General features: G+C 37.0%; 15 protein-coding genes and 2 pseudogenes. 13 read left to right on the forward strand and 4 right to left on the reverse strand.

Features of this window, described 5'->3' with window-relative positions; all coding sequences use genetic code 11:
• The first annotated feature begins 716 nt into the window (after positions 1 to 716).
• From IPH52_07400 to IPH52_07460, 13 genes and pseudogenes are all read left to right on the forward strand, one after another.
• Entirely contained in the window at positions 717 to 935 is a 219-nt protein-coding gene (locus IPH52_07400) for a hypothetical protein (protein ID MBK7054870.1), read from the forward strand.
• Positions 936 to 1,275: 340 nt separating this feature from the next.
• Complete coding sequence (locus tag IPH52_07405) at positions 1,276 to 1,431, forward strand: hypothetical protein (GenBank protein MBK7054871.1); 156 nt, start codon at positions 1,276 to 1,278, stop codon at positions 1,429 to 1,431.
• 9 nt (positions 1,432 to 1,440) lie between these two features.
• Positions 1,441 to 1,617 (forward strand): annotated as a pseudogene (locus IPH52_07410) (transposase).
• 254 nt (positions 1,618 to 1,871) lie between these two features.
• Positions 1,872 to 2,225, forward strand: a complete 354-nt coding sequence (locus IPH52_07415) for a hypothetical protein (protein ID MBK7054872.1) — start codon at positions 1,872 to 1,874, stop codon at positions 2,223 to 2,225.
• Between the two features lie 409 nt (positions 2,226 to 2,634).
• Positions 2,635 to 3,402: a hypothetical protein gene (locus IPH52_07420; GenBank protein ID MBK7054873.1), complete on the forward strand. Its 768-nt coding sequence runs from the start codon at positions 2,635 to 2,637 to the stop codon at positions 3,400 to 3,402.
• Between the two features lie 35 nt (positions 3,403 to 3,437).
• Positions 3,438 to 3,731: a hypothetical protein gene (locus tag IPH52_07425; protein ID MBK7054874.1), complete on the forward strand. Its 294-nt coding sequence runs from the start codon at positions 3,438 to 3,440 to the stop codon at positions 3,729 to 3,731.
• Between the two features lie 120 nt (positions 3,732 to 3,851).
• Complete coding sequence (locus tag IPH52_07430) at positions 3,852 to 4,160, forward strand: hypothetical protein (protein MBK7054875.1); 309 nt, start codon at positions 3,852 to 3,854, stop codon at positions 4,158 to 4,160.
• A gap of 189 nt (positions 4,161 to 4,349) precedes the next feature.
• Positions 4,350 to 4,505 carry a hypothetical protein gene (locus IPH52_07435; protein MBK7054876.1) on the forward strand — a complete coding sequence of 52 codons (156 nt, stop codon included), beginning with the start codon at positions 4,350 to 4,352 and terminating at the stop codon, positions 4,503 to 4,505.
• Entirely contained in the window at positions 4,453 to 4,707 is a 255-nt protein-coding gene (locus IPH52_07440) for a hypothetical protein (GenBank protein ID MBK7054877.1), read from the forward strand. Before IPH52_07435 ends, IPH52_07440 begins: the two co-directional genes overlap by 53 nt.
• A 111-nt stretch (positions 4,708 to 4,818) precedes the next feature.
• Positions 4,819 to 5,760 carry a hypothetical protein gene (locus IPH52_07445; protein MBK7054878.1) on the forward strand — a complete coding sequence of 314 codons (942 nt, stop codon included), beginning with the start codon at positions 4,819 to 4,821 and terminating at the stop codon, positions 5,758 to 5,760.
• Positions 5,761 to 5,859: 99 nt separating this feature from the next.
• Positions 5,860 to 6,057, forward strand: a complete 198-nt coding sequence (locus IPH52_07450) for a hypothetical protein (GenBank protein ID MBK7054879.1) — start codon at positions 5,860 to 5,862, stop codon at positions 6,055 to 6,057.
• 82 nt (positions 6,058 to 6,139) lie between these two features.
• Entirely contained in the window at positions 6,140 to 6,307 is a 168-nt protein-coding gene (locus IPH52_07455) for a hypothetical protein (GenBank protein MBK7054880.1), read from the forward strand.
• Between the two features lie 236 nt (positions 6,308 to 6,543).
• A complete protein-coding gene (locus tag IPH52_07460; GenBank protein MBK7054881.1) occupies positions 6,544 to 7,074 on the forward strand; it encodes a hypothetical protein in 531 nt (176 codons plus the stop codon).
• Between the two features lie 169 nt (positions 7,075 to 7,243).
• Here IPH52_07460 and IPH52_07465 read toward each other — a convergent pair whose 3' ends face one another.
• From IPH52_07465 to IPH52_07480, 4 genes and pseudogenes are all read right to left on the reverse strand, one after another.
• Positions 7,244 to 8,563, reverse strand: a complete 1,320-nt coding sequence (locus IPH52_07465; protein MBK7054882.1) for a glycoside hydrolase family 3 protein — start codon at positions 8,561 to 8,563, stop codon at positions 7,244 to 7,246.
• Between the two features lie 72 nt (positions 8,564 to 8,635).
• Positions 8,636 to 9,367 carry a succinate dehydrogenase/fumarate reductase iron-sulfur subunit gene (locus IPH52_07470; protein ID MBK7054883.1) on the reverse strand — a complete coding sequence of 244 codons (732 nt, stop codon included), beginning with the start codon at positions 9,365 to 9,367 and terminating at the stop codon, positions 8,636 to 8,638.
• Positions 9,368 to 9,377: 10 nt separating this feature from the next.
• A pseudogene (locus IPH52_07475) lies at positions 9,378 to 11,290 on the reverse strand (fumarate reductase/succinate dehydrogenase flavoprotein subunit).
• Positions 11,291 to 11,303: 13 nt separating this feature from the next.
• Positions 11,304 to 11,972, reverse strand: coding sequence for a succinate dehydrogenase cytochrome b subunit (locus tag IPH52_07480; protein ID MBK7054884.1), 669 nt, complete (start codon positions 11,970 to 11,972; stop codon positions 11,304 to 11,306).
• Positions 11,973 to 12,093: the final 121 nt, after the last annotated feature.

Here is a 12,093-nt window from a genome sequence, read left to right on the forward strand (position 1 = left end):
TTCCAAAAGTATTAGAATATGCTAAAGTGTAAGGATAGAAAATAAAAAACAAAAGATGAACACGTTTATTGATTGTGCAATTAGCGGGCGTGGCGGGCGCTTTCGAGTATTGCAGACAGAATGGAATACGTTACCAAACCCTTTATGAATTGGCAACAGAGGACAAGTGGAAAGAAGTATGGACTGGAATCCAATTCAAATACAAGAAGAGGAAGGGAAATTGGAAACTATTTTGAATTACGGATTTTAGAGAATTGGAAATTCGAAATCAGTTTGAGGATACGATTATGATATTAAACAAATCCTTTCAATTTAAAAAATCTTCTTTATCCTTTCAGTATATAGATATGAGAAACCCTAAAATGGGCTCACTGGTCTTGTGCAAAACGGAATGAATCTTGATCCATTCGGAGAAGAGTCTATTCGTTTTCTGTGGTCAAACCACAGAGGTTAATTAAAATAATCTACTGGGATGGAAATGGTTTTGTATGTGGATGAAGGAGCCTGAGAGAAAGGCAACTTTCCATTTAACCTCATTAAAATATATAAATATTATGAAGAAAGAGTTAATCTGGTTACTTTCCGGTATTGACACAAGGAAAACACAGTGTTGAACCTATAATTTTTCTAATTCAAAATAAAAATGTGTGGCCAATTCAGGCAGAATGCAAATTAAAAATTGCAGAATCTGCCTGGAAAATCTTCCCCCGCTGATATTGAATTTTTACAACAATACATTCGTTCTCTGGCAAACAAGCATAATGCAGCTTGAGGAGACAAATGCAAATCTAGTTAAAGAAAATACTTCTCTCACACAGGATAAAACAATCATTAACAAAAAGAGAATGAGATTAAGCAAAATAAGATTCTTAAAGTTAGAGTTACAAATATTTAACTTTGGAGAAAAATCTTGGAAGAAATTCAGAGAAAATTGATCCGAGTGAATTGTGGCTTGGGTTTCTATTTAATGGCGTTAAGAAAAAGGAATCAATGATGAAGAAAAATCTTTGATGGTCATAGTGAAACGATTCATGTAAAATCATTTCAAAGAAAGAAAGTGGGCAGAAAGCCACCACCTGAACACCTTCCTGAAAGAAGAAATCATTCATGATATTCCTGAGTCAGAAAAATTTGTAACTGTGGTCATGAGCTGGAAGAATCGGAGAGGAAAGTTTTCTGATAAACTTGGATACACATTCCTGCAAAAATTTATATTGAAAGACATATTCGTTTTAAATATGCCTCAAAACATTGCGAAGGTGATGAAGAAATGAAGTGGGTAAAATCGTAGTAACCGCAGAAATGCCTCCGCAGATTTTACCTAAGAGCCATTTAACTCCTGAATTACTCACATACATTTTAATCAGTAAATTCCTTGACCATATTCCTTTTACAGAATGGAAAGTATATTTCTTCTTTGACATAAGTTGAGATACAACAAGAGCTACCCTCTGCAATTGGACGATAGGAGTTTACGAGCGGTATCAACATTTATTTTCCTTTACAAAAATATACCTCTTGAGCGGAAGGCTTTTGGGAATTGATGAGACTCGTTTACAAGTTCATAAAGAAGAAGGTCGAAGTGATACCACAGTTCATATGTACAATTCGTGGTGAACTTTTGAACGACCCTTTATATGTATCGTGACCTCGAAGTGTGGAATTTCTGAAGAGATATTTGAAAGGGTATAATGGAATTATCCAGACAGATGGATTCAGGTTACGATGCATTTCCGGGATAATGAATATATACTCCATGCAGGTTGTAGGCTGCATGCAAGAAGAGTTTGAGAAAATCTGGAAGGCAAATAAAATCCAATTGCTAGAAATATTCTCAATCAAATTGAAAGCTTTACAAAGTAGAAGAGGAAATGAGAACTTTAGGCCTATTTCAAAAGGAGATGTTTTCTGAAATTGTTCGAATCAGACAAGAGAAAGCCAAACCGATATTAGACGCTCTCTACCTTCACCTACAAGACCTCACTACAAAACCAGAAGGGACTCTGATCTTGGAAAAGCAAGACGATATTCAATCGGTCAATGGGACAAACTCGTATTATATTTATCTCATGGCGAAGTTTACACACACACCACCTTACACATCTTGCGAGAATCTAAGTCGAGTCGTCGTCCCTTGTTCTAGGAAGAAAAAATTGGCTCTTTTCTGGTTCACCTGTTGGTGCTTTTGCAAGTGCATTCAGGTATTCGCTTCTTCAAACTGCTAAGGCTAATGGTAAAGATACTTATAAATTCTTCTACAATTTTTAAAAAGGATTACCGTTTTGCCAAACACCACAAGATTGCGAAAAACTTTTAATGATTCAATAGGGTGGGGTTAATTTAGCGGAAAAGCAGGAGTATGATTTACAGTATCTTTGATAGTGTCATTCATAGTAAAAATGAGATACAGGGTATCTATTGCCTGTGGTAAAGAGATTTTTCTTAGACAGGATTAACAAGATTTACAGGATGAATATTTGATAGACTACTCTTACCTGATTCTAGTCTTTTACTGAGAATTTTGTAGGATTAAGCTATTGGGTAACGAAAATTCTGAATAGTTTTTATTTGTCTCCAATATTATCAGATTTTTTACTTTAAAAATTTAGAATAGTTTTAAAAACATCTTAGAATATGGAAATATTTTATTTTGCTGGGATCGATGTTGGTTCTACGACTGTTAAGATTGCTTTGGTTCATCCTGAGAAGCAGGATTCTCTTGTTCATTTTAAGTATATGCGGCACAATTCGGAGCAATCCAAGACTGTCCTGACATTACTAAAAGAAGCACACCAACTGTATCCAGAAGACGAATTTAGGTTGGCAATTTGCGGAAGTGGTGGTTTTGATATAGCAAAGCTTTTACAATCTTTTTTTATTCAGGAAGTGGTGGCTAATAGCATTATCATCAAAAGATTATATCCAGAGACAAAATCTGCAATTGAACTCGGTGGACAAGATGCAAAATTGATTTTTTTTAAGAAGGATGAATACACTGATAGCAACCTAGTGCACGATATGCGAATGAATGGAAGTTGTGCCGGTGGAACAGGTGCTTTTATCGACCAGATGGCAGAGCTTTTAAAAATTTCTACAGAGGATTTTAATGAGTATGCGCTTAAGGGAAATCGGGTTTATGATATTTCGGGAAGATGTGGAGTCTTTGCTAAGACAGATGTGCAACCATTACTAAACCAGGGAATTTCTAAAAACGATATTGCCTTATCTGTATTTCACGCCATTGCAAAGCAGACCATAGGCGGTTTAGCACAGGGAATCAAAATTGAAGGACCTGTAATATTTGAAGGAGGTCCACACATTCAATCCGAGGCTAATAGAGGTTTCCAAGAAAGACTTAATCTAGCAAGTGATGAAATTATTATCCCCAGCATCCAGAAGTAATTGTAGCCTTTGGTGCTGCTCTTTCTGTTCAAGATATGTTTGGAGAAAAGGATAATCTCTATAAGCCTACAAATCTAGAAGCATTAGAAAATCGAGTATTCGATCATAAAAAGAATTTCGCAAGACTGAACTCTAATTATTTTAAAGATAAAACAGAAAGAGAAGAATTCAATAGACGTTATAAAATTCCTGATTTTAAATCTTACTTGGATACCTACTCACCGAATGGTCGCAAGGTAATTGAGGTTTACATCGGAATAGACGCTGGCTCTACAACGAGTAAATTTGTTCTTATAGATAAGGATGGAAAATTACTCGATAAGTTTTAAAAACAATGAAGGAGATCCAATTCAAGTAATTAAAGGTGGACTTCTAGAGATTTATAATTCCTACTTAGAAAAAATATTCTATTAAAAGTAATCGGGGCAGGCTCTACCGGTTACGGGGAAATGCTAATTCATAAAGCGTTTAACACTGATTATCACACAGTAGAAACGGTTGCACACACAAGAGCGGCTGTAATGAATTGCCCCGATGTTAGTTTTATTTTAGATATTGGTGGACAGGATATGAAGGCAATCTTTGTTCACAATGGGATTCCAACAAATTTTGTATTGAATGAAGCCTGTAGTGCGGGATGTGGGTCTTTTTTAGATACCTATTCTTCTACTTTAAAAATTCCCATTTCACAAGTTGCAGAGCTAGCGTTTAATTCAATTATCCGTCTGTGCTTGGCTCTAGATGCACTGTATTTATGAATTCCTCTATCATCACAGAACAAAAAAATGGTAAGTCTGTAGAAGATATATTTGCCGGACTATGTAAATCAATTATAGAAAACGCACTGACAAAAGTATTACGTATATCTAATATAGATTTATTGGGAAATAAATTGTAGTTCAGGTGGAACCTTTAAAAATGATGCAATCCTGAGAGCCTTTCAGTTATTGACTGAAAAAGAGGTCATTCGTCCCGATCATCCGGGTGAAATGGGAGCGATTGGTATTGCCATTCTAACAAAAGAAAAGATTGAGAAGGATATACAGGCAAATGGAAGTTATTCTCCGACTTTTTATTTCATGGGAAGATTTGGAAAAATTTGAGTATATTAAGAAACCTTCTGTGGTTTGTAAATTTTGCTCTAATTCATGCAATCGCTCCGTTGTGGAATTTTCCAATCATAGTTATTATGTAACTGGAAACAGATGTGAGAAAGGAGAAATTCTTGAAGACCCAAAAAATCCAGAAGTAAAAGAAAAGATTAAAGCAATAAACACAAAACAAAATCGAAACCGGATATGCTAAGCTTTAGAGAAAAACTTTTGGTATCTGAGTTTCCTATTTCCATTGTGGATACGCCAAAGAATCAAACGATCGGAATTCCAAAGACCTTGAGTTTTACAATAGTTTGCCGTTCTGGAAGCATTTTTCTTATCCCTCGGATACAAGGTAGAATTATCGAGTGCTACTTCTTATAAATTGTTTGAGACTGGGCTTGGCTCTGTTTCCTCGGATACGATATGTCTTCCTGCAAAAGTAGTCCATGGACATATTTTAGATCTCATAGAAAAAAAAGTAGATCGGATATTTAATCCTCTTTTGCAAAAGATTATTAAGCAAAATAAAAATTCACAGAATTCCTGGATGTGTCCTGTGATTCAAGGTTATGCAGAGATTGTAAGAATCAACGATAACCCAAAACAGTTTGGGATAGAATATGATACTCCTGCGTTTCAATTTGAATCTATAAAATCTAGAAACGCTCAGATTGCACTCTATGCAAAAGAAAAGTTGGGAATCAAAGAAAAAATTGTCTTAAAGGCAATTGAGCAAGCGGATAATGCCAATAATCTGTTCAAATCAAAATTAATAGAAGAATCAAAACGAATTTTGAATTCTCTCAAAGGCACTGATCGGTTTGCAGTGTTAATCGCCGGTAGACCCTATCATTACGATAATTTTATCAATCACGAACTAGCAGTTCATTTTACAAAAATGGATATTCCAGTTATCACGTTAGACGGAATACCTGAAATCAATGATATTACTTTTCATGATTTGAGAGTGGATACAAATAATGAATTTCATACCCAGCTTTACAGTGCGGCTATTTTTACAAATGACCAACCCAATTTAGAACTTGTGCAAATTGTAAGTTTTGGTTGTGGGCATGATGCAATCATAAGTGACGAATTAGATAGAGTTCTAAAAGAGTATTCAGGAAAAAGTCCACTTGTCTTAAAACTAGATGAGGGTGAAAACAAAGGACCAATCAATATCAGGGTCAAATCATTCATTGAATCCATTAAAAATAAACGTGCAAAAGAAATGTTAGCAACTACAAGGAGGAATAATTAGATTAACCGTTCCGGTTTCTAATGTATTAATTTATGGCAGAAAATAAAGAAAAACAAAGAGCAATTTTCACAAGAAAGACAGTAAAAAAGAACAGTTTTAATGCCAAATATGTTTCCCGAGTTTTCTCAGATCATGAAAGTAGCCATTGAACGAAATGGATACAAGGCAGGAATATTTCCATTTGCCAATGAGGAAGCTGTTGAATTAGGGAAGAGATATGTGCATAACGATATTTGTTTTCCTGCTCAATTAAATGTAGGAGAAGGTCTTACATGGATTAAAAAATGGAAATTATAAAAGAGATGAAATTGCAATTGCACTCGGAAAAAGATGCAATGCCTGTAGAGCCTTACAGTATTTTACCCTTGTTCGAAAAAGTTTGGATGAGAGTGGATATTCTGATATTCCTATAGTGACTAACGGTTCTGATATCTACGAAACACATCCCGGATTTAGACTTGGTTTTTATTGGGATATAATTGCCCTTCAAGGAATGCTTATCTGGGAATCTTTAAATGAGATGAGACAGAAAACTTTTGCCCTATGAGAAAAATCAAGGTGAGACTGAAAAGTATTCAAGCATTATATGGATAAAGGAATGGATGCTCTCATGACTAATTTTCGAAGAGCAAAAAAGTTTTAAAAGAAGCAGTCCCTGCATTTAATAAAATCGAAATTGATAGATCGAATCCAAAACCAAAAGTAGTAATCATTGGGGAGATACTGGTTAATTATAACTCTGTAGCGAATTACGGGCTAATCGAATATTTGCGAAAGAACGATATGGAAACAATTCTTCCACCCATTTCCGATTTCTTTTCGCAAGAGATGGTTAATTATAAGTATGCGCACGAAAAAAAGTTTTCTGAGATTCCACTAAAAGATTGGGTAATGCAACAAATCATAGAAGGTGTTGTAAATTTTAATAGAAAGCCAATTGATAAAATCATGAAATCGTTTCGCTTTTATGAATATAGACCTACTGTATATGAAATTAGCAAGAATGCGAGTGAGGTTTTGATATTTCTTTTTAATTCCGGAGAAGGCTGGCTCATGCCCGGTGAAATTATTGCTATGATTAAAAAAGGAATTAAATCCTTTATCATCGTTCAGCCCTTTGGTTGTCTTCCCAATCATATCTCAGGTCGAGGTTTAATCAAAGCAATTAAAGAAAAATACAACGATATTCAAATACTATCTCTAGACTATGACCCCGATATTAGCATTGGAAATATTGAAAATAGGTTACAAATGCTAATCATGACCGCAAGAGAATTGGAGAAAAAAAATCTTCGTTCTAGCGGAAGAGTTTAAGTTTGGTACCAGAGCACACGAAACAGAACAAAAAAAGAATTGTTAATGTTGAAAACTTTTAATACTCGGTAGATTCAAGAAAACACATCTTCAGTCAACCAGAACCAAACTCTCTTGGTTAAATAAAGAAAAAAAGATATGAGTCCGTCTTTATTCCATGAATGATTTTTTATGGCAAAGAGAAAACTTGGAGCCGATGAAGTCGTTTTTTACTTTGTTCTAATCTTTCCTGATTTAGGTTTCCCTTTTGGTCGGCAATGATAAGTGCATACAATACTTCATATATCTGCTCACCATCATAAGAAATAAGCAAAATATCTAAGCCTGCATTGATACCTGTGACGGCTGACGCACCGATTCCGCCTTTCGCATACATCATAGGACCCATGTTCATATCGTCTGTGGATAAAACAGTTGTGATTGGAAATCTAGGACGTATGTATTCTTGAATTGCTTTTTCGGAAATGGAAATAGGTTTTTTACTATCTAAGCTAGTAACAGTAGAATGAGATAACATTATGAATGGGTATTCTACAGTATGCGCTATACGTAAAAACGGGATTAAATCAGATTTCTCTAACTCTACGAGTGTGCTAGTAAGACTCGCATTAAAAAAATGAGTGTCCTCCGATACACGACCTAGACCGGGAAAATGTTTAAGAGTAGGGATGATTTTATATTCTAAGAGTTTCTTACTGTAAAGTTCCGCAACAAAAGCGACTTTCTTTGGATCTTCTGAGATAGCACGATTGTAAATTCTACTATAAAAATCAAAAGCACTTGGTTCTTTGTCAAATTTTAAATCTACAATAGGGCTAAAGTTTAGATTGACACCAATGTGCTTTAGCTCTTCTGCTTGTGCCCTTGCGTAAGTGTTAATCTTCTCTTCTAACTCTTTATCTGACATATTCGGATTAGCCGCTAGAACTTCTCCTAACGAAGTTTGTAATTGCAAAGGAGGAGATAGTCTAGATACTTTTCCGCCTTCTTGATCTGTGGCTATGAAGGCATTTACATAGTTATTATCTTTACGACTGATTTGAATTTTTGAAATCAGACCTTTTGCTTCCTCAATAGAAAGTCCTTTTACATTATGATGCGTAACGAAAAAACCAAATACGGGCAATGTAAGTAATTCACTGAGTTCTTTTTCTCCGTGAAATCCTACCAGTATATGATTGGCAAAAGCGGCTAATAGCTTTTTGTCGTAATTGAGTATGAAATTCTTCTTGTATTGAAAAGATGCTTCTCTACTAAGAGAAATTCCCATCGAGCCAAGAACAAAGAGAAGAGATAATGTCTGCAAAGCTCCTTTCTTCTTACGATGCATTGCAGCTAGAACAAACCAAACAACCCCAATCAGGTTAACACTAATTAGCCCTAAGTATCTAAATTTTAATAAGACGGGGTCTCGAAGTAATAGAGAAATTGAGAATAGGGTGAGGGATGCTGCAAATAAGAAGAGGCTTTTTAGAATGGAAGATTTCATTTATAGGGGTAGAGACCTAAGGGACGCCCAAAAATTGCTGTGTCTCGGCGTAAAAAGGTTGGTCTAAAATGCCTAAGACATGATATACTCTCTATTGAGTCTAGCGATATTACTTACGCTAATTTCTTTTGGACATGCGGCTTCACACTCGTATTGATTGGTGCAATTTCCGAATCCTTCAGCGTCCATAGCGGCTAACATCTTTTTGACTCTATCCTTGCGCTCCACTTGACCTTGTGGGAGAAGGGCTAGTTGAGATACTTTGGCAGAAACAAAAAGCATTGCAGAAGCGTTCTTACAAGAAGCAACACAGGCTCCACATCCAATACAAGCAGCAGCATCCATCGCCAAATCAGCATCTACCTTTGGAATTGGTAGTGCATTTGCGTCAGGCGCTCCACCGGTGTTAATGGAAACGAATCCACCTGCTTGCATGATTCTGTCAAAAGATCCTCTATCGACTATAAGGTCGCGAATCACAGGAAATGCTTTTGCTCTCCAAGGCTCAACTACGACAGAGTCTCCGTCTTTGAAATTATGCATATGGAGTTGACAAGTAGTAGTTCCTTTTCTGTGTCCATGCGCAGCGCCATTTACCATCATAGAGCACATACCGCAAATTCCTTCGCGACAGTCGTGATCAAATGCGATAGGCTCTTCGCCTTTTTTCTCTAGACCTTCATTGACTACATCGAGCATTTCTAAGAAGGAAGCGTGAGTGTTAATGTCTTTCGCTTCGTAATCTACAAATTTGCCTTTATCCTCAGAATTTTTTTGTCTCCAGACTTTTAATTTAACGTTGATAGAACCCATATTATTTGTAACTCCTTTGTGCGAGTTTTATATTTTCGTAAGACAACTCTTCTTTGTGCTCAACCGGTTTTTGGTTTTCGCCTTTGTATTCCCATGCGGAAACATAACAAAACTTATCGTCGTTACGTTGTGCTTCTCCATCAGGGGTTTGGTATTCTTCACGGAAGTGACCACCGCAGGATTCTTCTCGGTTCAGTGCATCTCTACACATTAACTCTCCGAATTCTAAGAAGTCAGCTACACGACCAGCTTTTTCTAAAGATTGATTAATCTCTTCATTCTTTCCAAGCACATTTACATTGTTCCAGAATTCTTGTCTGAGTTCAGGAATAAGCTTGATTGCTTTTTCAAGACCAGCTTTGTTTCGCGCCATACCACAATAATCCCACATAATCTTTCCAAGCTCACGATGGAATTCGTCTACAGTTTTTTTACCTTTGACAGCAAGTAGTTTGTTTACTCTTCCGTTTACTTCTGCTTCTGCTTGTTTAAATTCAGGAGCGTCGGTAGAAATTTTCTTAGAAGGATTGTTCGCAAAATAATCACCAATCGTGTAGGGTAATACGAAGTAGCCGTCAGCGAGACCTTGCATGAGTGCAGAAGCTCCTAGTCGGTTCGCACCGTGGTCAGAGAAGTTTGCTTCCCCGATTACATGAAGTCCTGGAATATTACTCATCAGGTTATAATCAACCCAAAGACCGCCCATCGTATAATGTACAGCAGGATAAATACGCATTGGAACCTTGTAAGGGTTTTCTGCTGTTATGCACTGATACATGTCGAAAAGATTTCCGTATCTGTCTTTGATTACATCTTCGCCTAGTCGATTGATTGCAGCGGAGAAGTCTAAGTAAACTCCAAGACCACCGGGACCAACACCAAGACCATTGTCACAAGCTTCTTTCGCACTTCTTGATGAAATATCGCGAGGAGCTAGATTGCCATAGCTTGGATATTTTCTTTCTAAGTAGTAATCTCTTTCGTCTTCTGGAATTTGATCGGGAGAGCGGTGTCTCCTTTTTTCTTTGGAACCCAGATTCTTCCGTCGTTACGTAAAGACTCAGACATAAGTGTTAGTTTGGATTGATATTCACCGGAAACAGGAATGCAAGTAGGGTGAATTTGAGTGTAACAAGGGTTAGCGAATAACGCACCTTTCTTGTGAGCGCGGTAAGTCGCTGTTACGTTACAACCCATTGCGTTAGTGGAAAGATAAAACACGTTTCCATATCCACCTGTCGCTAATACTACAGCGTCTGCTGAATGAGAAGAAACTTTTCCTGTCACCATATCTCTTACGATAATGCCTTTCGCATGTCCGTTTACAATAACAACGTCTAACATTTCGGTGCGGTTGTACATCTTAACAGTTCCAAGACCAATTTGGCGGGATAATGCAGAGTAGGCTCCAAGGAGTAATTGCTGACCAGTTTGTCCTTTTGCGTAAAAGGTTCTAGAAACTTGTGCTCCTCCGAACGAACGATTGGATAAATGTCCACCGTATTCACGAGCGAATGGAACACCTTGCGCAACGCACTGATCTATGATATTGCGGCTAATCTCTGCTAGTCTGTGAACGTTTGCTTCGCTTGCGCGAAAGTCACCACCTTTGATTGTGTCATAAAAAAGTCTATGAACACTATCTCCATCGTTTTGATAGTTCTTAGCAGCATTGATACCACCTTGTGCTGCGATACTATGAGCGCGACGTGGACTGTCTTGGTAGCAAAAGCAACTAACGTTATATCCTAGCTCACCAAGTGTTGCAGCAGCAGCGCCCCCAGCAAGACCAGAGCCTACTACGATTACATCATACTTTCTTTTGTTGGCGGGATTTACAAGCTTCATTTCGAACTTGTGTTTTTCCCATTTATTTTCTAAAGGACCGGAAGGAATTTTTGAATTTAATGCCATTGGTTACTCCTTATTAGGCTACAATTTTTAATAATACAGCTACAGGCATGGAACTGTTTCCGAGGAAAATTCCAAGAGCAAAGATGTTTGCGGCTAGTTTTAATTTTGCGTCATATTCTGGTTGGTTGATTCCGAGTGATTGAAATAAGCTAAAAAAACCGTGACTGAGGTGAATGCAGAGTAAACCAATCGCAAAGATGTAAGACAAAGATACAATTGGATTTGAAAATCCAGCGACCACCATACCATATACATCATGCATTTCTTTTAGTCTTGCTGCCTCTGCATCTGTTACGGCTAATGTAAAATGAAGCAAATGATACACGATGAAGGCGAATATAATTAGCCCCGAATACTTCATCGTTCTCGATGCATAAGAGGCAACGCGCGTTTGCTGCTTAAGATATGGAACGGGACGTGCTGCTGCATTTTCTAAGGTGAGTTTCACTGCAACATAGATATGCATTCCCACCGCTGCTAATAAAACAAACCTTGCTACCCATAAAAGTCCTCCGAGACTTTGAAGAAATTTTGCATAAGCATTTAATTTCTCCGGTCCGGCAAAAACTTGTAGGTTTCCAACCATATGCATAATTACAAACCCGTAAAGCATGAGTCCCGTAATCGCCATGATAATTTTTTTTCCGACTGAAGTGTTTATATAACTCTTAGTAGAGTTCATTTCCTATACTCCCTTAAGTTTTTAGTAAAAATCCGTGAATTTGTTCTAAGTATCGGCTGATACTTTTAAACGAAACTCTATTTTTAACTGTTTAAAGCTAAGACCTATCTGTAAAATCCTT

Source organism: Leptospiraceae bacterium (assembly GCA_016708435.1).
Classification (GTDB): Bacteria; Spirochaetota; Leptospiria; order Leptospirales; family Leptospiraceae; genus UBA2033.

Bases quoted from the DNA above. Each gene is read 5' to 3' on its own strand.
- IPH52_07440 (MBK7054877.1), top strand. From the start codon at position 4,453: ATGGAAGTTATTCTCCGACTTTTTATTTCATGGGAAGATTTGGAAAAA.
- IPH52_07430 (MBK7054875.1), top strand. From the start codon at position 3,852: ATGCTAATTCATAAAGCGTTTAACACTGATTATCACACAGTAGAAACG.
- IPH52_07425 (MBK7054874.1), top strand. From the start codon at position 3,438: ATGTTTGGAGAAAAGGATAATCTCTATAAGCCTACAAATCTAGAAGCA.
- IPH52_07480 (MBK7054884.1), bottom strand. From the start codon at position 11,972: ATGAACTCTACTAAGAGTTATATAAACACTTCAGTCGGAAAAAAAATT.
- IPH52_07465 (MBK7054882.1), bottom strand. From the start codon at position 8,563: ATGAAATCTTCCATTCTAAAAAGCCTCTTCTTATTTGCAGCATCCCTC.
- IPH52_07420 (MBK7054873.1), top strand. From the start codon at position 2,635: ATGGAAATATTTTATTTTGCTGGGATCGATGTTGGTTCTACGACTGTT.
- IPH52_07460 (MBK7054881.1), top strand. From the start codon at position 6,544: ATGGAAACAATTCTTCCACCCATTTCCGATTTCTTTTCGCAAGAGATG.
- IPH52_07415 (MBK7054872.1), top strand. From the start codon at position 1,872: ATGAGAACTTTAGGCCTATTTCAAAAGGAGATGTTTTCTGAAATTGTT.
- IPH52_07450 (MBK7054879.1), top strand. From the start codon at position 5,860: ATGCCAAATATGTTTCCCGAGTTTTCTCAGATCATGAAAGTAGCCATT.